General features: G+C 68.9%; 23 protein-coding genes. 11 read left to right on the plus strand and 12 right to left on the minus strand.

The window, feature by feature from the left end:
* Positions 1-346: 346 nt before the first annotated feature.
* Complete coding sequence (locus ACWPXK_RS31285) at positions 347-2536, plus strand: Hsp70 family protein (protein WP_454199761.1); 2190 nt, start codon at positions 347-349, stop codon at positions 2534-2536.
* Between the two features lie 220 nt (positions 2537-2756).
* Complete coding sequence (locus tag ACWPXK_RS31290; protein ID WP_454199762.1) at positions 2757-3551, plus strand: HAD family hydrolase; 795 nt, start codon at positions 2757-2759, stop codon at positions 3549-3551.
* A gap of 153 nt (positions 3552-3704) precedes the next feature.
* Here ACWPXK_RS31290 and ACWPXK_RS31295 read toward each other — a convergent pair whose 3' ends face one another.
* A complete protein-coding gene (locus ACWPXK_RS31295; protein WP_454199763.1) occupies positions 3705-4115 on the minus strand; it encodes a VOC family protein in 411 nt (136 codons plus the stop codon).
* A gap of 100 nt (positions 4116-4215) precedes the next feature.
* On the opposite strand from ACWPXK_RS31295, the gene ACWPXK_RS31300 reads away from it, so the two are divergent.
* Entirely contained in the window at positions 4216-5190 is a 975-nt protein-coding gene (locus ACWPXK_RS31300; protein ID WP_454199764.1) for a helix-turn-helix transcriptional regulator, read from the plus strand.
* Positions 5191-5455: 265 nt separating this feature from the next.
* Here the strand turns inward: ACWPXK_RS31300 and ACWPXK_RS31305 are convergent, their stop codons facing one another.
* Both ACWPXK_RS31305 and ACWPXK_RS31310 read right to left on the minus strand, forming a co-directional pair.
* Positions 5456-6139, minus strand: a complete 684-nt coding sequence (locus ACWPXK_RS31305; protein WP_454199765.1) for an SGNH/GDSL hydrolase family protein — start codon at positions 6137-6139, stop codon at positions 5456-5458.
* An 8-nt stretch (positions 6140-6147) separates the two neighbouring features.
* Positions 6148-7560 (minus strand): MFS transporter, encoded by a 1413-nt coding sequence (locus tag ACWPXK_RS31310; RefSeq protein ID WP_454199766.1) that lies wholly within the window; start codon positions 7558-7560, stop codon positions 6148-6150.
* A 104-nt stretch (positions 7561-7664) separates the two neighbouring features.
* Between ACWPXK_RS31310 and ACWPXK_RS31315 the strand changes: the two genes are divergently transcribed.
* Complete coding sequence (locus ACWPXK_RS31315) at positions 7665-8282, plus strand: TetR/AcrR family transcriptional regulator (RefSeq protein ID WP_454199767.1); 618 nt, start codon at positions 7665-7667, stop codon at positions 8280-8282.
* Between the two features lie 352 nt (positions 8283-8634).
* On the opposite strand, the gene ACWPXK_RS31320 is transcribed toward ACWPXK_RS31315, so the two are convergent.
* The 6 genes from ACWPXK_RS31320 to ACWPXK_RS31345 form a co-directional block, all read right to left on the minus strand.
* The gene (locus ACWPXK_RS31320; protein ID WP_454199803.1) at positions 8635-9396 is read right to left on the minus strand and encodes a sirohydrochlorin chelatase; all 762 of its coding nucleotides are present in this window, start codon (positions 9394-9396) and stop codon (positions 8635-8637) included.
* 130 nt (positions 9397-9526) lie between these two features.
* Positions 9527-10822, minus strand: coding sequence for a sulfate adenylyltransferase subunit 1 (locus tag ACWPXK_RS31325; RefSeq protein ID WP_454199768.1), 1296 nt, complete (start codon positions 10820-10822; stop codon positions 9527-9529).
* A 1-nt stretch (position 10823) separates the two neighbouring features.
* Positions 10824-11756, minus strand: coding sequence for a sulfate adenylyltransferase subunit CysD (gene cysD / locus ACWPXK_RS31330; RefSeq protein ID WP_454199769.1), 933 nt, complete (start codon positions 11754-11756; stop codon positions 10824-10826).
* The gene (locus tag ACWPXK_RS31335; RefSeq protein WP_454199770.1) at positions 11753-12469 is read right to left on the minus strand and encodes a phosphoadenylyl-sulfate reductase; all 717 of its coding nucleotides are present in this window, start codon (positions 12467-12469) and stop codon (positions 11753-11755) included. Before ACWPXK_RS31335 ends, cysD begins: the two co-directional genes overlap by 4 nt.
* A gap of 20 nt (positions 12470-12489) precedes the next feature.
* A complete protein-coding gene (locus ACWPXK_RS31340; RefSeq protein ID WP_454199771.1) occupies positions 12490-14301 on the minus strand; it encodes a nitrite/sulfite reductase in 1812 nt (603 codons plus the stop codon).
* A gap of 126 nt (positions 14302-14427) precedes the next feature.
* Complete coding sequence (locus ACWPXK_RS31345; RefSeq protein WP_357721293.1) at positions 14428-14520, minus strand: Ms4527A family Cys-rich leader peptide; 93 nt, start codon at positions 14518-14520, stop codon at positions 14428-14430.
* A gap of 208 nt (positions 14521-14728) precedes the next feature.
* Between ACWPXK_RS31345 and ACWPXK_RS31350 the strand changes: the two genes are divergently transcribed.
* From ACWPXK_RS31350 to ACWPXK_RS31365, 4 genes are all read left to right on the plus strand, one after another.
* On the plus strand, positions 14729-15136 hold the full coding sequence (locus ACWPXK_RS31350; RefSeq protein ID WP_454199772.1) for an SgcJ/EcaC family oxidoreductase: 408 nt from the start codon (positions 14729-14731) through the stop codon (positions 15134-15136).
* A gap of 107 nt (positions 15137-15243) precedes the next feature.
* The gene (locus tag ACWPXK_RS31355) at positions 15244-15387 is read left to right on the plus strand and encodes a hypothetical protein (RefSeq protein WP_454199773.1); all 144 of its coding nucleotides are present in this window, start codon (positions 15244-15246) and stop codon (positions 15385-15387) included.
* The gene (gene hemW / locus ACWPXK_RS31360; protein WP_454199774.1) at positions 15384-16589 is read left to right on the plus strand and encodes a radical SAM family heme chaperone HemW; all 1206 of its coding nucleotides are present in this window, start codon (positions 15384-15386) and stop codon (positions 16587-16589) included. The genes ACWPXK_RS31355 and hemW overlap by 4 nt, the downstream gene beginning before the upstream one ends.
* A 255-nt stretch (positions 16590-16844) precedes the next feature.
* On the plus strand, positions 16845-17060 hold the full coding sequence (locus tag ACWPXK_RS31365; protein ID WP_454199775.1) for a hypothetical protein: 216 nt from the start codon (positions 16845-16847) through the stop codon (positions 17058-17060).
* Here the strand turns inward: ACWPXK_RS31365 and ACWPXK_RS31370 are convergent.
* Both ACWPXK_RS31370 and ACWPXK_RS31375 read right to left on the minus strand, forming a co-directional pair.
* The gene (locus ACWPXK_RS31370) at positions 16995-17189 is read right to left on the minus strand and encodes an AraC family transcriptional regulator (RefSeq protein WP_454199804.1); all 195 of its coding nucleotides are present in this window, start codon (positions 17187-17189) and stop codon (positions 16995-16997) included. The genes ACWPXK_RS31365 and ACWPXK_RS31370 overlap by 66 nt on opposite strands.
* A gap of 10 nt (positions 17190-17199) precedes the next feature.
* Positions 17200-17583 (minus strand): hypothetical protein, encoded by a 384-nt coding sequence (locus tag ACWPXK_RS31375; RefSeq protein ID WP_454199776.1) that lies wholly within the window; start codon positions 17581-17583, stop codon positions 17200-17202.
* Between the two features lie 180 nt (positions 17584-17763).
* On the opposite strand from ACWPXK_RS31375, the gene hrcA reads away from it, so the two are divergent.
* The 3 genes from hrcA to ACWPXK_RS31390 all read left to right on the plus strand — a co-directional run bounded on the left by hrcA (position 17764) and on the right by ACWPXK_RS31390 (position 20840).
* A complete protein-coding gene (gene hrcA, locus ACWPXK_RS31380) occupies positions 17764-18795 on the plus strand; it encodes a heat-inducible transcriptional repressor HrcA (protein WP_454199777.1) in 1032 nt (343 codons plus the stop codon).
* A 149-nt stretch (positions 18796-18944) separates the two neighbouring features.
* The gene (gene dnaJ, locus ACWPXK_RS31385) at positions 18945-20099 is read left to right on the plus strand and encodes a molecular chaperone DnaJ (protein ID WP_454199778.1); all 1155 of its coding nucleotides are present in this window, start codon (positions 18945-18947) and stop codon (positions 20097-20099) included.
* Complete coding sequence (locus ACWPXK_RS31390; RefSeq protein WP_454199779.1) at positions 20100-20840, plus strand: 16S rRNA (uracil(1498)-N(3))-methyltransferase; 741 nt, start codon at positions 20100-20102, stop codon at positions 20838-20840. It begins immediately after the preceding gene.
* Between the two features lie 23 nt (positions 20841-20863).
* Here ACWPXK_RS31390 and ACWPXK_RS31395 read toward each other — a convergent pair whose 3' ends face one another.
* The gene (locus ACWPXK_RS31395) at positions 20864-22087 is read right to left on the minus strand and encodes an MFS transporter (RefSeq protein WP_454199780.1); all 1224 of its coding nucleotides are present in this window, start codon (positions 22085-22087) and stop codon (positions 20864-20866) included.
* Between the last annotated feature and the right edge of the window lie 46 nt (positions 22088-22133).

Raw genomic sequence — 22133 nt, forward strand, 5'->3', positions numbered from 1 at the left:
GGCAACACTTTGGTAACCAACCGATAAGTGTCTGTCGTGCGGTGTGTTTCAGCGCCGGAAACCATCCTCCGGTTGGATTGTCGCGGCGATATCGAGATCGCTGTGAGGTAGCGGAATGTCTCCGAGCGCAACCGTATTGGGCAATGTAGAGAGGGCTGAACGCGGCAGTTCTGGGACGTTTACCTGGCAATTCGGGCGATTATGGCGATCGGCGAAACATTCCATATCAATTGCGCATCCATGCGGTCGTGAAACAGCTAACCTGTGGTGGCTGTTTGGAAGACGACCGCGGCCACAGGGGACTCCATGTGATGGACGTGGTCACGGTGCGTTGACGGGATAGCGAATGACGACAGGTCTGGGTTTCAGCATCGGTGCGGTGAACTCCGTGACGGCTTCGGTCACCGCGGAGCGAACGCGGCCGGCGGTGCGGTCGCGGCGCACCGCGGTGACGTTCGACAGCGCGGGCGGACTGCGCCTCGGGGGGATTCCCCAATTCAGCATGGCGGTGACCGATTTCGCCGACCTGGGTCGTGATCCGGACGCTGTGATCGTCGGCGGGCGCATCTGGTCGCCTGCCAATCTCGTCGCGGCGGTGGTGAACGAACTCCGCGCGGTCGAGCCGGGTGCGTACGAAGCGGGCGTCGTGACGACCTACCCGGCGATGTACTCCGACAAGCAGGTCTCGCTATTGCGCCAAGCGCTGGACCTATCGGGTGCGGGCGACGTGCTTCTGGTGCCGGAGCCCGTCGCGGCCGCGGAATGGCTGGAACACGAGCACGGCCCGCTGGAGACCAGCTTCGTGCTGGTCTACGACCTCGGCGGCACGAGTCTCGACGTGACCATCGTGCGGGTCGGCCCGGACTGGGACAACCATCCCATGATCGGAAAGCCGGTGCGATCCTACGACTTCGGCGGCAGGCCGCTGGGTTCGATGATCGCGCGCTACGCTCCTGATGTCTCGCCCGAGTCCGCGCGTCTGCCGATGACCTCCCTGGTCGACATCGACGGACTGCGCGTCGCGCATGTGCAGGACTCCCTCGAACTGGTCCGTGACTGTGTGCGGTCGGCAGGCATCACGATGTCCGATATCGGCTGCATCCTGCTGGTGGGCGGCGCGTCCCGCCCCGCCGAAGTGGCGCGTACGGTTGCCGAACTCGGCCGTCCCGTGGTGATTTCGGCCGACCCGGGCCATACCATCGCCGCGGGCGCCGCCCTCATGGCGGCGCGAACCATGGCCCTCGGCGCCGCGAGCGACCGCGGCAATGCGCCACGCGTGGCTGTGTTCTCCAGTGCGGCAGTGGTTTCCGCGGTCGCGATGTCGGCGGTAACCGTATTCGGCGGACCTACCGTTCCCGAGTTGTCGCCCATGCTGCGTCTTCCGGATCTCGAGGTACCAGCCGACAACCTGCTCTATGAGATGAGCGGCGAGCAGCTCGCGGAGGCTTGGTCTCGAATGTCTTCGCCAGCCGGATGGAATTCGAACCGCGTGCTGCCCGCGCTCCTGTCCCCGCGGGCTTCCGCCTACACCCGATTCATTACGCCGGTACCGCGCAGCGCGGGCTATGGTCCTTCGGTATCCGAGTCCCGGATCGGTTCGCATCGCGATCCACGAAACTGCTGTACCCCAGGCGGATTGCGTCGCGGCGGATATGGCGATCCGGCCTACTTCGCGAACCCGCTGCCGTTCGATCCGGTCATCCGGCCCGCGCCCGAGGATCCCGCTCGGCCGCCCGCGTCCGGTATGCCGGGTCGGCTCGTGGTCGGTCAGCCTCCTGGGGCCGGTCTGCCTCCGGAGCCGGGTCAGCTTCCCGTTCCCGCCGCCGGGACGCCCACGCCGACACAACCTGGCGCGCCCATCCCGGCGCCCGGCGTGAGTTGGCCTGCGCCAGAGTACGGTTCGACAGCACCCGGGTCGAACCCGGCTTCTGGCCCGACCAGCCCTAGCGCAACGACGGATACTCCCGCTACCGGCACGTCCGACACGCAGGGGCCTGGGACGACATCGGGCGGTCAGGGTGACTCTTCCGGAACGAGCACAACGGATGGCTCGTCGCCGGGTGGGACCGGACACACTTCGCCCGGAGGTTCCGATCAATCCGCGACCGGCGGAACGTCTTCCAGCGCCGATTCCACCAGCGGCACCGCGCCGACCAGCGGTTCGACCGGCAATTCCGCGCGGAATGGGTCCGCCAGTGATTCGTCTTCGAATGGTTCGTCTGGGGTTTCCTCATCGGGTGGGTCGACGGGTGGTTCCTCGTCGGGTGGGTCGACGGGTGGTTCCTCGTCGGGTGGTTCCTCGTCGAGTGGGTCGACCGGTGGTTCCTCTGGATCGACCGGTGGCACCTCGACCGGTGGGTCCGCATCGGGCGGTGCGTCTTCTCGGGGTGGTTCCGTAAACGGAAACTCGTCGGGTGCTTCGTCTTCCGGCGGATCATCGAGTCGGTCGGGGTCGGTCGGAGGATCGAAGCCCGGCGGGTCCGGGGGAGCAGCCGGGGGCGCGGGCGGTGCCGGTGGTGGAGCCCACGGTCGCTAGTAGCGTCCAGCAAGGTCGACCGCGTTGCGGTGTGCGGTGCAGACGGCGGCTACTGTTCTGCTCGGTGGACCGAGTCAGCCGACTGGTCGGCGGTGCCGGTGAACGTTCGTGTCATCGCAGTGGAAGACGTGGCCGCCGGGACGAAACATCCAGTGTGCGTTCCTTTCTCGGCACACGAGATTCGCTGACGGGTATCGCATCGCGGAGGCACAATAGGTTGATGGCATCCGGGGGACCCCAGTTGATCGCGTTGGACGTGGACGGGACGCTGCTGGACACCGGCACACCGATCAGTGCACGCGTGCTCGCGGCGGTACGCGCAGCCGTAGCGGCGGGTGCGCATGTCGTGGTGACGACGGGGCGAACCCTGCTGGCCACGCGTCCCGTACTCGTCGAACTCGGCCTGTGCGACGGGCACGCCTTGTGCTCGAACGGCGCCGTGCACATCGACGTGGCCAAGGCGGAGCCGGTCGCCGTGCAGGTATTCGACCCGGCGCCCGCCATCACCGCGTTGCGCGCGTTGTTTCCGGAGATGATCTTCGCGGTGGAGAAGGTCGGTATGGGAACCTGGGCCACCGGCGCCGGCCCCGGCGAATACTCGCTCGGGGAATTTCTGCTCGTCGACCATCACGTGTTGAGCAGCGAACCAACCCCCCGCCTGAACGGTTGGCTGCCGGACGGTTCGCTGGAGGAGATGTTGCTCGCGCTGCGCTCCCTTCGCGTCCCTGGTGCGAGCTGGGTACACGGCGAGTTCGGGCCGTGGCTCACGGTAGCGCGGGAGGGCGTGTCCAAGGGCTGGGCGCTGGAACGTCTGCGCACCGCCCTCGGCGTCCCGCGCGAAGCGACGCTGGCCATCGGCGACGGCTACAACGACCGCGAAATGCTCTGCTGGGCAGGGCATGGGGTAGCGATGGGCAACGCGCCCGCGGAGATCCGCGGGCTGGCCGACGAGGTCACCGGTCACGTCCTCGAAGACGGGGTCGCCACGGTCCTGGAGCGCTGGTTTCGTCCCTGACGAATCGGCCGAGCCACGTGCCGGTCGCGGTGCGGGACTGATCGTCAGCGTCGCGTTTACTGATGATCGTTCGGCGCCGTCGCGGCAGAGCCGACACTCGGTATGGCGCCGGGCGAAGCGAACGCGCCCGACGCCATGCCATGTCTCGTCCGGTTACGCGGGGCCGGTCTTGGCGAGGACTTCGAGGTAGTGCGGGTTCGACATCAGTCCGAGGACGTTGCCGAACGGGTCGACCACCGAGGCGGTGACGAAGCCCTCGCCGTTGCCGCGCGGGGTGATGGGGTCGTAGACCGTCGCGCCGAGTTCCAGCAGCCGGTCGAACGTCGCCTGCAGATCGTCGACATGCCAATTCACGATGGCGCCGCCGGGCGCGTTGCGCGCGCCCTCGGGGGCGTACGCACGGTTCACGATGCCGAATTCGTGCTGGTAATCGCCGATGCGGAATTCGTAGTAGCCGTTCGGGACGTGATAGTACGGCGCGATGCCGAAGAACTCGCTGTACCAGTCTTTGGCGGCCTCGAGGTCGTCGGCGTAGAAGGTGCTCGTCGCCATTCCGCGCAGCATGGGGGTTCTCCTTCGGTTGGTGTTCGTTCTTGCTGGTGAAATCCATCATCCGGCCAAAAGTGCGCACCAAATGATCACTTTTAGCGGCAGAATTGTGCGCATGCGAGCGGACAGGTTGGTGGCGATCCTGCTGATGATGCAGACCCGCGGGCGGGTGACGGCCGCGCAGGTCGCCGCCGAGCTGGAGACCTCGGTCGCCACGGCGCGGCGGGATCTCGAGGCGTTGTCGGCGGCCGGGGTGCCGGTGTATCCGCAGCCGGGACGCGGTGGCGGGTGGTCGCTGGTAGGCGGCGCCCGGACCGACCTGACCGGGTTGACCGCGGGGGAAGCGCGGGCGTTGTTCCTGCTTGCCGGTCCGTCCGCGGGTGCGGTGCCGGAAGCGAAATCCGCGCTGCGCAAGCTGGTGCGGGCACTTCCGCAGACGTTCCGCGGCGACGCCGAGGCGGCGGCGGACGCCGTCGTGATCGACCCGGCCCGCTGGGGTGCGACCGACCGCGAGTTGCCGCCGGTCGTGTCGCTGCTGCAACGGGCGGTTGTCCAGCGCAACAAAGTTCGGCTGCGCTATGCGAACCGGACCGGCGAGCGCTCCGAACGTCTCGTCGACCCTTGGGGCCTGGTGGACAAGGACGCCGTCTGGTACCTGATCGCCGGGACCGAGCGCGGACAGCGAACCTTCCGTGTCGACCGCATCGCCGAAGCGATCCCGACCGGCGAAGCGGCCCGTCGTCCGGACGATTTCGATCTGTCGGCCGCTTGGGCGGAGGTGGTCGAGGAGATGGAGCAGCGGCGCTCGACCACCGCCGCGACCGTCCTCGTGCCCGAGCGCCTGCTGCCGATCCTGCGCGACCAGCAGGGCAGGAACTGCCTCGTGGACGGCCCGGCCGACGACGGTCGCGTCCGGGTCCGCGTCACCGCCCCGACGGCGTGGATGATCGCCCAGCAACTGGCCGGTTGGGGTGCATCGATCGAAGTCCTCGGTCCACCGGAGGTACGCGCGGAGCTGGCCCGCCTCGGCGCCGAACTCCTCGACCGCTACCGCCCCGGCGCGGACAGCGCGTCCGGTGCTACCTCCTGACGAACACGCACGGGCAGATCCATTGGCCTGCATGCGACGTCACGGATCGTGGTGGTGCGACAGTCGCTTTGTGAGCCGAGTGCCACAGAAGTCGCTTGGGGCTCGTGGCGGCGTGGGCAGTCGCGTGTAGCGCGGTGTACGTCATGGACGGACCGGCGGGCCAGCTGAAGAGTGCACTGCGCAGCTGACCGCACTGAGGCGTCGCATGATCGGGACATGTCGGTGGCAACTCCCGGGAGAGCCTCCGCCACGTCCCGATGGGGACTCAGCGAGGGGCGGGAATGTGGTCGGCCAACGTCCGCACCATGTCCGAGGCGAGCACGGCGTGGCCGCTCGTACTGAAGTGGATGAGGTCGGCGCTCATCAGGTCGGTGCGCAGGCGAAGCGGGTGGTCCCAGAGTTCGAGCAGGAGCGCGTCGTAGCGGGCGGCAAGCTCGCGGACCAGGTCGTTGAGCGCGGCCATGCGGTCGCGCATCGGCCGCATCGGCGCCATGCGCTCGATTTCCCAGACGTCGGCCAGGGTGAAGGTGACGACCTGAGCCCCCGTCCGGGCCAGTGTCCCGAACAGGGTGTCCAGGTTCTCGCGCAGGTCGGCGATGTCGCCGCCCGGCAGGAACAGATCGTTGCCGCCGCAGCTGAGATGCACCAAGTCGGGCCGGAATTCGAGTACGGATGGCAACTGTTCGGCGATGACCTGCGCGGACGTGGCACCGATCCGGCCGGTGTTCACGTAGGCGAGATCGGGACGTGCCGCGGTGAGCACGGCGGCGACCCGGTCGGCCCAACCCACGGGTTCATACCCCGGGCTCGGGTCGCCCACGCCTTGGGCGATGGAGTCGCCGAGCACCGCGTATCGCCGCCACGGCGCGTCGGCGAGCAGGCGGCGTTGTTCCTCAGGGGACAGCAGCATCGGGTCGTTTGCTTCGGTGCGAATGTCGTTGTCGGTCACGGATGGTCCTAGCTGTCGGTGGAGAGGGACGGGGTGCGGATGGGCAGCGCCGCCAGGCAGGCGGCCACGGCGGCGATACCCGCGCAGACGGCGAACAGGGTGTGGAATGCGCCGAGCGGGTCGTCGGGACGCGCCGCGAACACCGCGGCGAGCACGGCGACGCCGAGCGCGCCGCCCACCTGCCGCGCCGTCAGATTCATGCCGGTGCCCGCGGCGAATTGCTCTGGCGGAAGCGAACTCGCGGCCGCGGTGCCAAGCACGGTGACGAGGAACCCGATGCCGCCACCGCCCAGCACGCCGGCCGGAATCCACGCCGACCACAGCGCCGGAGTCGAACCGAAGGCATCCGTGCTCATCCACGCCGTGCACGCGACGAACATCAACGCGCCGAGCACGCCGAGCCACCGCCTGGCCGTGGCAGAGCCGACCCGGCCCGCGACGGTCGCGGTCACCATCGAGGCCACCGCCCCGATGGTCATCGCGCCCGCGGAGCCGAGTACCGAATAGCCCCAGATCGCGTCCAGGAACAGTGGTCCCGACAGCAGCCAGGCGAACATCGCGGCGCCGAAGACGAACGAGGTCGCGTTGGCCAGCGCGTACGACTTGCTGCGCCAGAGCTCCACGGCGATCGCGGGATCGTGGTGACGTGCCGAGCGCGCGAGCGAGGCCACCACCAGCAGCCCGCCGCCGATCAGCGCGGTGAGCGTCGCGGCCGAGGTCCAGCCCCAGCGTTGCCCTTCGGTGACGCCCGCGACCAATCCGCCGAGACCGAGCGCGACCGCGAGCGTGCCGAGCGGATCCGGTAGCGCACCACCGGGCGGCCGGACGCCGGAGGCCGGTATGCGAGTCGTCGCGGCCATGAGTGCGACGGCCACCGGCACGTTGATCACGAAAACCGCTCGCCAGCTGAACCCTTCGACCAGCGCGCCACCGAACGTGGGACCGACCACCGCGGCGAACCCGCCCGCGGCCGACCAGGCTGCGATCGCCGCGCCGATCTTCTCGCGCGGGGTGGCGGCGAGTACCAGACCGAGGGCGGACGGCACCATCAGCGCCGCGGTGGCGCCTTGCAGCAACCGGCCCGCGATGAGCCACCCCGCGGTGGGCGCGAGACCGCATAGCAGGGAGGTCAGGGCGAAACCGGCTAAGGCGCCGAGGAAGAGCCTGCGGCGCCCGAGCGCGTCGGCGAACCGGCCCGCCGGGGTCAGCAGTGCGGCGAAGGCGACCGCGTATCCGCTGACTACCCAGGTCAGCGTGGTGGCCGGTGTGCCGGGGTAGTCGCGGGCGATGGAGGGGAAGGCGATGTTGACGACCGAGAGGTCGAGAAAGGCGATGAATGCCGCGCCGCAAGCGATCAGCAGTGTGCGGGTAGCCGCGGTCGCGGTCGGTGGGCTTTCCGCCCGCGCGGTTACATCGGTCATGGGAAGTCCTTCGGGGTTGCGGGAAACAAAACGCACGATCGTTCGTACAATTAAAGTACGACCGTACGTTCGTATATGCAACCGTCGAGTGGAAGAATGGGACCATGACCGAGTCCGTCACCGACCCGCCGCGCGGCGCCGATCAGCGCTTGGCCAAGGGCGCGCGATCCCGCGCATCGATTGCCCGCCGCGCCGCCGACGTGGCTTCCGTCGAAGGGCTGACCGGGCTCAGTATCGGGCGGCTGGCCAGCGACCTCGGCGTCAGCAAGAGCGGCATCGCAACCCTCTTCGGCAGTAAGGAAAGCCTGCAACTCGCCGCGGTCGCGTGCGCGCGACAGGTGTTCATCGACGAGGTGATCACGCCGAGCATGAGTGAGCCCCGCGGACTGCCGCGTCTGCGCGCCCTGGTGGAACGCTGGTTCGGCCAGGTGGCAGACCCGGCGTTCCCCGGAGGATGCTTCCGCGTCGCGACCCTCGCCGAGTTCGACAGCAGGCCGGGTCCGGTCCGCGACGCCATCGCCGCGGACCGACGGGACTGGCTCGCCTTGCTGGTCAAGGAAATTCGCCGCGCGCAGGAACAAGGCCATCTCGGTGCGCGCACCGCTGATTCCATCGCGTTCGAACTGGACGCGGTGATCGCCGCGGCGCACACCGCGCGGCAAATGGGCGACGAGCGCGGCGTCGCTACCGCCCGCACCGTCGTCGACGACCTACTCGGCTGAGCCGCTACCTCGCGACGATCAGGAATCCGGCGGCAGCGCTGTGCGAACACCGGCGGTTCCATCCGTTGCACGGTCTGCAACGAATTCCTGCTAATCCGTTGCTGGATAGCAAATTCAGGACGGACTGGTTGGTAACTTCACTGGACGGCAGGAGGGAACGTGATGATTCCGCGCTTCATCGATCAAGTTGTCCGTATGGTCTCCGAATTGTTTGGAACGCTTCTGATTCCGTAGTCGATTCGGTCAGGGTCCGGGGCGCTCGGCTGCTCCGGACCCGAGCCGTATATTCGGTCCGACTGAGCTTTCGCATGTTTCGGCGGGGAAGGAATCGGCGCGATCCGGTCTCGCCGAGTCAGGCCGAGAGCGCAGGTGTCTCGGCGATGGCGGCGTGGTAGCGATCCAGGATGACGGCCGTGAGCGCTGGATGCGGGGCGAGCACGTCGGTGTGGACGGCATCGGGTGCCGCGTGGAGCAGCCGGTCGGTCAGCAGGCCGGGCGCGAGAAACCAGGGTGCGACCAGGACGCGGTCGGCGCCGCGGGCGTGCAGACGTGAAATCGCCTCGGTCACTGATGGTTCCGTGGTCGCGAAGCAGATCTCGGTGAACCAGCCGGTGCGGGCCGCGAGCCGGGCGGCCACCTCGGCGGTGCGGGCGTTGGCGGCGGCGGACGACGATCCGACCGCGGCGACCGCGACGCCGATCCGCCGATCCGCCGAGGCATGCTCGACCTCGCAGGCGGCGAGGACACGATCGCGCAGCGTTCCGATCAGTACGGCGTCGGCGCCGAGGACATCGGCCTGGGTCAACCGCAGCTGGCGATGGCGGGCGCGGGCCGCGTCGAGCAGACCGGGCAGGTCGACCCTGGCGTGGAACGCGCTGCCGAGCAGCAGCGGCGTCACCACGGCGTGCGTATGTCCCTGCGCCGCAACAGCATCCACGACCTGTTCGACCGAAGGCGCGTTCAAATCCAGGAAGGCCGGCCGAACGTCGATATCCGGGCGTGCGGCCGCGACGGCGGCGACCACCGCCGACACCGTCGCTGCCGACCGCGGATCACGACTGCCGTGGGCCACCGCGATGAGCGCGGGCGGCCGTGCCGCGGTTACACCGCGCATCGCGCCCGGTGCGTGGCCGAGCCAGGACGTCGCACGGCCCGCTCGGCCGGACGGCCGGGCCGTCGCGGCACTCGGCGCCCATCCGCGCACGAATTGCGGATCACCGAACCGAACTCGGGCAGCGGCCATGTCAGACTCGGGTGCCGACCTCGACCGCGGTCAGTACATCGCCGACCAGACCGGCGGCCAGCGTGTTACCACCGGCCGGGTCGATCAGCAGGAAGCTGCCGGTGTGCCGGTTCACCCGGTAGTCGTCGGCCGCGATCGGCTCGGCGACCCGCACCGAAATGCGCCCGATGTCGTTGAGTTCCAACGAATCCGGGTTCGGGTCGGCCGCGAGGCGCTGCTCGTCGAAGCGCTCCAGCAGCGTGCCGACGATCGCCTGGGTGGTCCGGGTGCCATGCTTGAGCAGCAGCCGGGCGCCGGGGCGCAGCGGCTTGTCGCCCAGCCAGCACACGGTGGCGTCGAACGTGTCGATGGGCTCCGGCGCGTCGGCGGCCGAGGCGATGATGTCGCCGCGCGAGATGTCGACGTCGTCGGCCAGGATCAGCGTGACGCTGCGGCCGGTCTGCGCCACCGCGAGCTCGCCGTCGGGGGTGTCGATCCGCTCCACGGTGGTGCGGATACCGGAGGGCAGCACCACCACCTCGTCACCCGGCGCGACCGCACCCGCGGCGATCTGTCCCGCATAGCCGCGGTAATCCGGGTATTCGGCGGTGCGCGGGCGGATCACGTACTGCACCGGGAAGCGCAGGCCGAGCGCGTGATTGCCGGTGCTGTCGGCGTCGACCGGCACCGACTCCAGGTGCTCGATCAGCGAGGGGCCGTTGTAGTACGGGGTGTTGTCCGACCGCGTGGCGATGTTGTCGCCGTGCAGCGCCGAGACCGGGATCTCCAGTACGTCTTCGCTCGACCAGCCCAGCGTGCGGGTCAGCTCGGTGAACTCCGCGGAGATGGCCGCGAACACGGTGGCGGCGTCGTCGACCAGGTCGATCTTGTTCACCGCGAGCACCAGCTTCGGCACGCCGAGCAGCGCGAGCACCGCGGCATGCCTGCGGGTCTGCTCGATGACGCCCTTGCGCGCGTCGACGAGCAGGATCACCAGCTGCGCGGTGGACGCGCCGGAGACGGTGTTGCGGGTGTACTGCACGTGCCCGGGGGTGTCCGCGAGCACGAAAGAGCGGCGCGGCGTGGCGAAGTAGCGGTAGGCGACATCAATGGTGATGCCCTGTTCGCGTTCCGCGCGCAACCCGTCCACGAGCAGCGAGAGATCCGGTGTGGCGAGACCTTTGTCCACCGACGCTCGGGTGACGGCATCGATCTGGTCGGCCAGAACGGATTTCGTGTCGTAGAGCAGGCGTCCGACCAGAGTGGACTTGCCGTCGTCGACAGAACCGGCGGTGGCCAGCCTCAATAGGTCGGACATGTCAGAAATAACCCTCTCGCTTGCGGTCTTCCATCGCGGCCTCGGAAACCCGGTCGTCACCGCGGGTCGCACCGCGTTCGGTCAGTCGGGACGCGGCGACTTCGGCGAGGATCGCCTCGTTGTCGGCCGCGTCGGAAAGGATGGCGCCGGTGGAGGATCCGTCGCCGACGGTGCGGTAGCGCACCGAGCGGGTCTCCAGCACCTCGCCCTCGCGCGGGCCGCCCCACACGCCGGGCGTCATCCACATTCCGTCGCGCAGGTACACCGGACGCTCGTGCGCGTAGTAGATGCTGGCCAGATCGATGTCCTCGCGGGCGATGTAGCGCCAGATGTCCAGCTCGGTCCAGTTGCTCAGCGGGAACACGCGCACGTGCTCGCCCGGTGCGTGCCGCCCGTTGTACAAGTTCCACAGCTCGGGACGCTGACGCTTCGGGTCCCACTGCCCGAACGCGTTGCGGAGCGAGAAGATCCGCTCCTTGGCGCGCGAGCGTTCCTCGTCGCGGCGGCCACCGCCGAACACGGCGTCGAATCGGTTCTCGCTGATCGCGTCCAGCAGCGGGATGGTCTGCAGCGGGTTGCGGATTCCGTCGGGGCGCTCGGTGAGGCGGCCGTCGGCGAGGTAGTCCTCCACCTTGGCCACGTGCAGGCGCAGGCCGTAACGCTCGACGACCTTGTCCCGGAACTCCAGCACCTCGGGCAGGTTGTGCCCGGTGTCCACGTGCAGCAGCGCGAACGGCAGCGGCGCGGGCCAGAACGCCTTGAGCGCCAAGTGCAGCAGCACGGTCGAATCCTTGCCGCCGGAGAACAGGATCACCGGCCGCTCGAATTCGCCCGCCACCTCGCGGAAGATGTGGATCGCCTCGGACTCCAGCGCGGCGAGCGTGTCGAAATCGCTGATGCCGAGCGAACGTTCGCTACGAATCGTTTCGGTCATGATTGATGCAACCCGCATTCGGTCTTGGCGAGGCCGGCCCAACGGCCGCTTCGCGGATCGGATCCCGGCTCCGGCTTCCGTGTGCACGGAGCGCAGCCGATGGACGGATACCCCTCCTCCACCAGGGGATTGACGAGGATGCCGTGGGTGGTGATGTAGTCCTGCATCTCGTCGTCGGACCACGGCGCGATCGGGTTGATCTTCACCAGTCCGAACGCGTCATCGAAGGAGATGAGCGGCGCGTTCGCCCGCGTCGGCGCTTCGACCCGGCGGATGCCGGTGACCCAGGCGTTGTATCCGGCGAGCGACCTCTGCAGCGGGAGGACCTTGCGCAACCGGCAGCACTCGTTCGGTTCGCGGGCGAACAGATCCTTGCCGAGCAACTGATCCTGTTCGGCCACAGTGTGTTCCGGCCGGACGTTGACCACGTTCACCCCGTACACCGCCTCCACCGCGTCGCGGGTGCCGATGGTCTCGGCGAAGTGGTAGCCGGTGTCCAGGAACAGCACGTCCACGCCAGAGCGCACTTGGGAGGCCAAATGCACCAGCACCGCGTCCTGCATGTTGGAGGCCACGATGTAGCCCGAGCCGAAGGTGTCCTCGGTCCACCGCAGCAGTTTGGTGGCCGAGGCGCCGTCGAGTTCGGCCGCACCGCGAGCGGCGATGGCGCGGAGCTCGTCCTCGGACAGCTTTTCCGCGAGTTCGGTTGTCACAGTTGATCTCCCGTCGACACTTATCTCAGGTCGGCTTCGTCGGCGCGTACCGCCCACTGCGCGAATCGTTCGCCGTCCTCGCGCTGTTTGACGAAGTTGCGCACCACTCGCTCGATGTAGTCGCCGAGTTCGCCGGTGGTCACCTTGTGCTGACGCAGTTTGCGTCCGAAGGCGCTGTCGAAGCCGAGGCTGCCACCGAGGTGAACCTGGAAACCCTCCACCTGATTCCCGCTGCCGTCGTCGACCAGCTGGCCTTTGAAGCCGATGTCGGCGATCTGCGAGCGGGCGCAGGAATTCGGGCAGCCGTTGATGTTGACGGTGATCGGAACATCCAGCTGCGCGTTGAGATCCGCCAGCCGCTCCTCCAGCTCCGGCACCAGCGCCTGGGAACGCTTGCGCGTCTCGGCGAAGGACAGCTTGCAGAACTCGATGCCGGAGCAGGCCATCAAGTTGCGCCGCCACAGCGAGGGGCGGGCTTGCAGGCCGAGCGGTTCCAGCTCGTCGATCAGCGCGTCGACCTTGTCGTCGGGAACATCGAGCACGATCAGTTTCTGGTACGGGGTGAACCGGATGCGGTCGGAGCCGATCCGCTCCACCGCGTCGGCGACCTTGGTCAGGATGGTGCCCGAGACCCGGCCCGCGATGGGGGAGAAGCCGACGGCGTTGAGCCCGTTGCGCAGCCGCTGCACGCCGACGTGGTCGATCGGCTCGGTCGGCTGCTCCGGCGCGGGGCCGTCGATCAGCTTGCGCTTCAGGTATTCGTCTTCGAGCACCTGACGGAACTTCTCGATGCCCCAATCCTTGACCAGGAACTTGAGCCTGGCCTTGGTGCGCAGGCGGCGATAGCCGTAGTCGCGGAACAGCGCGACCACGCCTTCCCACACGTCGGGAACCTCGTCCAGCGGCACCCACACGCCCACCCGCTGCGCAAGCATCGGATTGGTGGACAGGCCGCCGCCGACCCACAGGTCCAGACCGGGCCCGTGCTCGGGGTGCACCACGCCGACGAACGCGACGTCGTTGATCTCGTGCACCACGTCCTGCTGGCCGGAGATCGCGGTCTTGAACTTGCGCGGCAGGTTGGAGTACTCCTTCTTGCCGATGTAGCGGCGCACGATCTCCTCGATCGCCGGCGTCGGATCGATGATCTCGCTGCGCGACTCGCCCGCCAGCGGGGAACCGAGCACCACGCGCGGGCAGTCGCCGCACGCCTCGGTGGTCTTCAGGCCGACCGCCTCGATCCGCTTCCAGATCTCGGGAACGTTCTCCACCTCGATCCAGTGGTACTGCACGTTCTCGCGGTCGGAGAGGTCGGCGGTGTCGCGGGCGAACTCGGTGGAGATCTGACCCAGCGTGCGCAACTGCGCGACGTTCAGCGCGCCCGCGTCGCAGCGGATGCGCATCATGAAGTACTTGGCTTCGAGGATGTCGATGTTCTCGTCGCCGGTCCAGCTGCCGTCGTAGCCCTGCTCGCGCTGGGTGTAGAGGCCCCACCAGCGGAACCGGCCACGCAGGTCGCCCTTGTCGATGCCGTCGAATCCGGTCTTCGAGTAGATGTTCTCGATCCGGGCGCGGACGTTGAGCGGGTTGTCGTCCTTCTTGGACTGTTCGTTCGGGTTCAGCGGCTCGCGGTAACCCAGCGCCCACTGGCCCTCGGCCTTGCGGCGCACGGGCTTGCCGGTGCGGACGCGCGGCCCCGCGGGTGCCTCGCGGCGCGGGCGGTCCGGGCGGACACGGCGTTCGGAGGCGGGGCGTTCGGGGCGCGTCTGTTGCCCCGGCCGGGATTCGGGCGTGGGCTGATCGGTCGGACCGGCGTCGGTGCTCGACGTCATGGGGGTCGCTCCTGCGGGGTGGGTGGTACATCCTGCTGAGGGCGTGAGGGGCTGACTCACGCCTACGGTGTCAGCGGACCGAGGAAGTCGGGGATCGCCGGGGACCCGGGATCGGGCGCCGCTGAGCTACCGGAGGGAACCGGGCAGACAGCAGGCGCTGCAGACGCGCTTGTAATCGACGTGGCGACGTGCCACCAGTCGTACTCCCGAAGCGCGCATGCGGCCATTGTGCCACGTCAGCCAGGGCCTTCCGACCCCACTGGCAGCATTTTCCGCGATATGGCGGGAAATCCCCTGGACGCTCGACCTCGTTTGTGACGGCAGTCATAGTTCGGGCGCGAGCGCGGCGAGTGCTACGTCCGGTTTCGGTGTGACGCCACGCACGCCGCTTGACCTTGAGTCAGGTCGAGGTAACAGGCTGTTCGCCATGAGTACAGCAGCCATCGACACCACCGCCGAGATCGAAGCCATCCGCGCGGTGGTCGCCGCCGTCGAACACGCCCAGCACAACGAGCTGGTCGACGAGTTCATCGCGCTGTTCCGGGAAGACGCCATCTGGACCACCGGGCACGGAAAACGGCTCTACGGCCGCGCCGCCATCGCCGAGTTCACCGCCAAGGTGCTGCCGGGGGCCACCGCGCACGGCAAGGCGACCTACGAGGTCGAGCACGTTCTGTTCATCCGGCCCGACGTGGCGGCGGTGAAGGTGCGCCAGCGCTACTTCACCAACGACGGCGCCATGGACAGCGAGGGTTCGCCGATGTACGTGATGTCCAAGGAGGACGGCCGCTGGCTGCTCACCGCCAACCAGAACACCCCGGTCGTGGCGGACTGAGCCGTTCGCGCGGCGGCCGCGCGATGTGATCAGCGCGGCCGGTGGGCGGCGTAGAACTCGGCGCCGCCGGAGTTTCCGGTCCACTCGCGAGGTGATTTTCCGGCGCGGTGCGGACATCGACTCGCGTCCGGCGGCGCGGCCGCTCGCTGGCCGGAGCTGGGAAGAACGAGGACGAATTGGTCGTGCCCGGCCCCGCCGCGAGTGTCCCGGATGTCGGGGCCGACACGGCGACGTTCACACTGGACACGTGAGTCCTTCCGTCACCGCGCCCCGGAGCGCCACCTCCGCGCCCTTGCTGCGCGATTTCGGAGGGGGACCGTTCGGGGTGTACGTGCACGTCCCGTTCTGCGCGACGCGGTGCGGATACTGCGACTTCAACACCTACACGGCGGGCGAGCTCGGCACGTCGGCGTCGCCGCAGTCGTGGCTCGAGGCGTTGCGCGGCGAGCTGGCCACCGCAGCGCGGGAGTTCGCGGCGTTGCCGACCGCCACACCGGAGGTGTCCACCGTTTTCGTCGGCGGAGGGACACCCTCGCTGCTGGGCGGTGACGGGCTGGCCGCGGTACTGGACGCCGTGCGGGGCGAGTTCCCCCTCGCCGCCGACGCCGAGGTCACCACGGAGTCCAATCCCGAATCCACGTCACCGGAATTCTTCGACCGCATCCGCGAGGCGGGGTTCACCCGGGTGTCGCTGGGCATGCAGTCCGCCGCGGCGCACGTGCTGAAGGTGCTCGACCGCACGCACACCCCGGGGCGTGCGGTGGCCGCCGCGCGGGAGGCGCGCGCCGCCGGATTCGAGCACGTCAATCTCGACCTGATCTACGGGACGCCGGGCGAGCGTGACGCCGATCTCGACGCCAGCCTGGACGCGGTGCTCGGCGCGGGTGTCGACCACGTCTCGGCCTACTCGCTGATCGTGGAGGACGGCACCGCGCTGGCCCGCCGAGTGCGTCACGGCGAACTGCCCGCACCCGACGACGACGTGCTCGCCGCGCGCTACGAACGCATCGACACCAGGCTGCGCGCGGCCGGACTCGAGTGGTACGAGGTGTCGAACTGGGCGGCGAACGCCGCCGCGATCTGCCGGCACAACATCGGCTACTGGGACGGTGGCGACTGGCTCGGCGCGGGGCCGGGCGCGCACAGTCATGTCGGGGGAGTGCGCTGGTGGAACGTGAAACACCCGGCGCGGTACGCCGACCGGGTCGGTGCTGGCGGCTTACCCGCGGCAGGCTGGGAAGCGCTCACCGACGGCGAGCGGTATACCGAGCGGATCATGCTCGCGGTTCGACTGCGCACCGGCCTGTCCCTGGCCGAGCTGGCCCCCAACGCCATCTCCGCCGTGGACAACGTGATAGCCGACGGTCTCGCCCTCCGCACCGACGATCGTCTCGTCCTCACCGACCGAGGCCGCCTCCTTGCTGACGGCGTCGTCCGTGAGCTGCTCGCTTGAACGGCATCGGCACCCGACGAGGGCCCTACCCCGACGACGACCATTTCCCTTTACGCCGAGGGGAATTGGGCAGCGGATCGGCGCAGACGACCGCATTGGTAACTCGCACAAGCGGTATGGCGTGTAATGGTGCTCCGCACCGGCCCGGTCCGACTCCTAGTCGGGGATTCGGGGATTCGGCGAACTCCGCGTCCGGTTTCGGCCCCGCGGCGGCAACAGGCAACGTAGGCTGCGACCCAACCCCCAAGGAGACTCATGGCGTCGGCACGACACATCACTCTTGTCCATGAACCAGGCGAGTTCGCGGAAGCGCGGGCAGCCGAGAAAGCGGCGACCGCGCGCCAGTGCGCCGTCGCCGCCCGCACCGTAGCCAGTTACGCGGAGGACGCCTCCGATTGCCAGTCGTTACTGGCGATGCTCGGCCTGGACGCCCGCGCGGGCAAGCAGGCCAGAGTCGCGGATCGCGGCTGACCCACGCGGCTCGTCCGCGGCCGGCGTGATCCTGCGCCATTCCCGCGGCGAGAGTCCGTAGGCGGCGCGAAGGCGCCGGGCGAAGTGGTACGGGTCGCGAAAACCCCAGCGTCGAGCGATCGTCGAAATCGTCCGGTGCTTATGCTCCGAACTTGATCAGATCGGCGCGCACCTGTTCGACCGCTGACTGATGATCCACTACTCGAGGCTGTATTCCGCGTTCGCGCAGATCTTGTACACCTGCCGGACCGATATGTTGTGCGCCTTGGCGATGTTCCGCGCCCAGATCGGGGTCGGTCAGGTCGCGCCGCACGTAGGCCCGGATGCGGGACAGCAGGATGTCGGACGGGATGACGGCGGCGTTGCTGTCGTCGCTCCCCGCCGACAACAACAGTCCCCGGATCAATTCGATGCCGGCGCAGCCGGACACCGCGGCCGCCGGGTCGGCACTGAGCGCTTCGGCGTCGGTGGTCAACTGGACGATGTGGTTGGCCAGCAGCCGATAGTGCGGGCTGTCCTGCACGCGTTCGGATCAGGTGCCGGTGCGGCTCGGTCAGCGTCCGGGCGACGGGGAGCCCGCACAGGCGAGCGATCCGGCTGCCGGCAATTAGACTGGATAACCAGACGAACCGGGAATTCGCCTGTAATGGCTGGTGGGCGCCGGTAGTACGGCGCGACCGGAGACGAAAGCGAGGAGGTGCCGATGTCGAGCACCGAGGATCGGCGCTTCGAGGTCCTGCGCGCGATCGTCGCGGACTATGTCGCGACCAAGGAGCCGATCGGGTCGAAGACCCTGGTCGAGCGGCATAACCTGGGTGTTTCCAGCGCGACGGTGCGCAACGACATGGCGGTGCTCGAGGCCGAGGGGTACATCACGCAACCGCACACGAGTTCCGGGCGCATCCCCACCGACAAGGGCTATCGGCAGTTCGTGGACCGGATCTCCGAGGTGAAGCCGCTGTCGCCGGCCGAGCGTAGGGCGATCATGGAGTTCTTGGAGTCCGGCGTCGATCTCGACGACGTGTTGCGCCGCGGTGTCCGGTTGCTGGCCCAGCTGACCAGGCAGGTCGCGGTCGTGCAGTACCCAACGGTGTCGGCGTCCACGGTCCGGCACATCGAGGTGGTCGCGCTCAATCCGGCGCGGCTGCTGCTGGTGGTGATCACCGACACCGGCCGCGTCGACCAGCGCCTGGTGGACCTCGGCGCGGTGATCGATGACGAGGATCTGGCCGCGCTGCGCGGCATGCTCGGCGGCGCGATGGACGGCAAGCGCCTGGCCGCGGCCTCGGCGTCGGTCGCGGAGCTGCCCGAGCACGCGCCGGTGCGCCTGCGTGACGTGCTGATCCGGGTGTCCACGGTGCTGGTGGAGACGCTGGTGGAGCATCCGGAGGAGCGGTTGGTGCTCGGCGGCACCGCCAACCTCACCCGCAATGCCGCCGACTTCGGCTTCCCGGGCTCGCTGCGCGCGGTGCTGGAGGCGCTGGAGGAACAGGTGATCGTGCTGAAGCTGCTCGCCGCGGCCCAGCAGCCGGGGCGGGTCACCGTGCGGATCGGCGAGGAGACGCAGGTCGAGCAAATGCGCGGCACCTCGGTGGTGTCGACCGGCTATGGCGCGGCGGGTGCGGTGCTCGGCGGCATGGGCGTGCTCGGACCGACCCGGATGGACTACCCAGGGACGATCGCCTCGGTAGCGGCCGTCGCCCGGTATATCGGCGAGGTCCTGGCCGAGCGCTGACGTGACACCGGCCACCCACGCCACTGCTACGCTCGACCTTTCGGCCGGATAAAGTTGAGTGCACAAGACTAATGCTGTTGTCGGCGCGCGGTGAACGCGTGCGCGGGCACCGGCGGCACCGTCGAAACGACCAAGGACTAGAGACTCAAGTGGCACGGGACTACTACGGACTGCTCGGCGTCGCGAAGAACGCGACCGACCAGGAACTCAAGCGGGCATACCGCAAGCTGGCGCGTGAGCTCCACCCCGACGTCAACCCCGACGAGGCGGCGCAGGCCAAGTTCAAGGAAGTGTCGACCGCCTACGAGGTGCTGTCGGATCCGGAGAAGCGGCGCATCGTCGACATGGGCGGTGACCCGCTGGAATCCGCCGGTGCCGGTGGTGCCGGCTTCAACGGCGCGGGCTTCGGTGGGCTCGGCGACGTGTTCGAGGCGTTCTTCGGCGGTATGAGCGGATCGACGAGCGCGCGCAAGCCGCGCGGCCGCGTCCAGCCGGGCGCGGACTCGCTGATCCGCACCCGGCTGAGCCTGGCCGAGTGCGCGGTGGGCGTGACCAAGCACCTGACCGTGGACACGGCGATCCTCTGCGACCTGTGCCAGGGTGCGGGCACGAACGGCAAATCCAGGCCGGTTCGCTGCGAAACCTGTGGCGGCGCAGGCGAAGTCCAGTCGGTGCAGCGTTCTTTCCTCGGTCAGGTGCTGACCTCGCGTCCGTGCCCGACCTGCCGCGGCGCCGGCGAGACCATCCCGGATCCGTGCCAGAAGTGCGGCGGTGACGGCCGCGTGCGGGCGCGCCGGGAGATCGCCGCGCCGATTCCGGCGGGTGTCGCGAACGGCATGCGGGTGCGGTTGGCCGCGCAGGGCGAGGTCGGTCCCGGTGGCGGCCACGCGGGTGACCTATACGTCGAGATCGTGGAGCAGCCGCACGACGTGTTCGTCCGCGACGGCGACGACCTGCACTGCACCATCCGAGTGCCGATGGTCGACGCTGCACTGGGCACCACCGTCGTGATCGATACCATCCTGGACGGCCCGACCGAGCTGACCATTCCGGCGGGCACGCAGCCCGGGGAGATCTCGGTGCTGCGCGGTCACGGCATGCCGCGCCTGCGTTCGGGCGCGCGCGGTGATCTGCTCGCGCACCTGGACATCGTGATCCCGGCCAAGCTGGACGGCAAGCAGACCGAGTTGCTGCGCAAGTTCAAGGGGATGCGCGATCGGGAGCGCGCCGAGGTGATGTCGGCGCAGTCCGAGCACAACAGTGGGTTGTTCGCGCGGCTGCGCGCGTCATTCAGCGGGCGCTAGGTGGCCGCGACCGTCTTCTACCTCGACGAGGTGCCCGAGCCGGGCGCGATCGCCGTGCTCGACGGCCCGGAGGGCAGGCATGCCGCCACGGTGCGCCGCATCCGGGTCGGGGAGCCGATCACGCTCTCCGATGGCCGCGGTGTGCTGGCCGAGTCGGAAGTCGTAGCGGCGCAACGTGATCGGCTCGAGTTGACGGTGCGCGACCGAGTGCTGGTCGCCCCACCGGCGCCGCTGGTGACCGTTGTCCAGGCGTTGCCCAAATCCGACCGTTCGGAGCTCGCGGTCGAGTTGATGACCGAGGCGGGCGCGGACGCCGTCATCCCGTGGCAGGCGGCGCGCTGTGTCGCCAACTGGGAAGGCAAGGCGGCCAAGGCGGTCGACAAGTGGCGCGCCGCGGCCCGCTCGGCCGCCCGCCAGTCCCGCCGCGCCTACATTCCCGAGGTCGCCGACCTGCATCGCACCAGGGATCTGCTCGAGCTGGTCCGGCAGGCGAAGGCGGACGGCGCGATCGTCGCGGCGCTGCACGAATCCGGCACCGCCCGCTTCACCGGACTGCCCTTCGCCGACGCCGCCGAAATCGTCCTCGTGGTCGGCCCCGAAGGCGGGCTGGACGATGCGGAGCTCACCGCGCTGTCCGCGGCGGGCGCCGAAATAACCCTGCTCGGCCCAACGGTTCTGCGCACGTCCACCGCCGCCGCGGTCGCCCTCGGCGCCCTGGGCGCTCTGACGCCACGCTGGTGAAGTCACCGAGCTGACGTTCGCGATCAGTCGCCGACGATCGCGGTCCGCGGCGACCCACGTCCATAAACCGTCAACGCCCACACCAGCAATGCCGCGATCACCAGCAGCACGCCGATGCCGCCGGACAATCCGATCCACCCGCCCGCGGCGTAGGCGATGCCCGCAACGCCGCCGACAATCGCGCTGCCGAGGTAGTAGGCGAACAGGTATAGCGACGACGCGGCACCACGGTTGCCTCGGGCCATCGCGCCGACCCATGCGCTCGCCGCCGTGTGCGCGCCGAAGAACCCCGCGGTGTAGAGCAATACGCCGAGAACCACGGTGCCGATGTGGTTCGGCACCGTCACCGCGAGCCCGACCGTCATCACACCCAGCGATATCCCCAGCACGCGATGCCTGCCGACCCGATCCGCCAGTCGCCCGGACACCGCCGACGCCGCCGTTCCGGCCAGGTACAGCACGAACACCAGTCCGGCCAGCGCTTCCGGCAACCCGAACGGCGCCGTGGTCAGCCGGTAGCCGAGGTAGTTGTACATCGAGACGAACCCGCCCATCAGCACGAACGCCAATCCGAACAGCGCGAGCAGCCCCCGATGACGCAGCTGACCGGCGAGGTCACCCAGCACCGTGTGGATTCCGGCGGGCCGGGGGACGAACCCGCGAGACGGTGGTAACCACCGGACGAACCACACCGTGCAGCCCGCCGCGGCGATCGAGGCCGCCGCCTGCGCCCAGCGCCAGGACGCCAGGTCCAGGGTGAACGCCGGAATCAAGCGCCCGGCCAGCCCTCCGATCGTGGTACCCGCCACGTAGATTCCCATCGCGGCGCCCAATCCATCGCCGCCGATCTCCTCCGCCAGGTAGGCCATTGCCACCGCGGGCACGCCCGCCAGCGCTATCCCCTGTAGCGCTCGGCCGGTGAGCAGTATCTCCAGTGACGGGCTCATCGGCAGCAGCAGTCCGATCGCGGCCGACGCGACAGCGGAGCCGATCATGACCTTGGTCCGTCCGATACGGGACGACAACGCGCTCACCGGGATGATCGCCAGCGCCAGGAAACCGCTGGTGAGCGACACCGCGAGCGCTGCAAGCGCCGGTGTGGCGCCGAACGCGGCCGAGAGGCTCGGCAGCAGGGCCTGAGCGCTGTACATGGACGCGAAGGTCGTCAGACCCGCCGCGAACAGTGCCGCGGTGATCCTGCGTTCGTGCGCGACGTCCGTCGCCGCTGTGCTCTGCGTCGTGGTCATGGCTCCTCCTGTCATCCAGGATCGCCAGCCGCACTTCGGAACGGAA

The organism is Nocardia sp. Marseille-Q1738 (genome assembly GCF_965283145.1).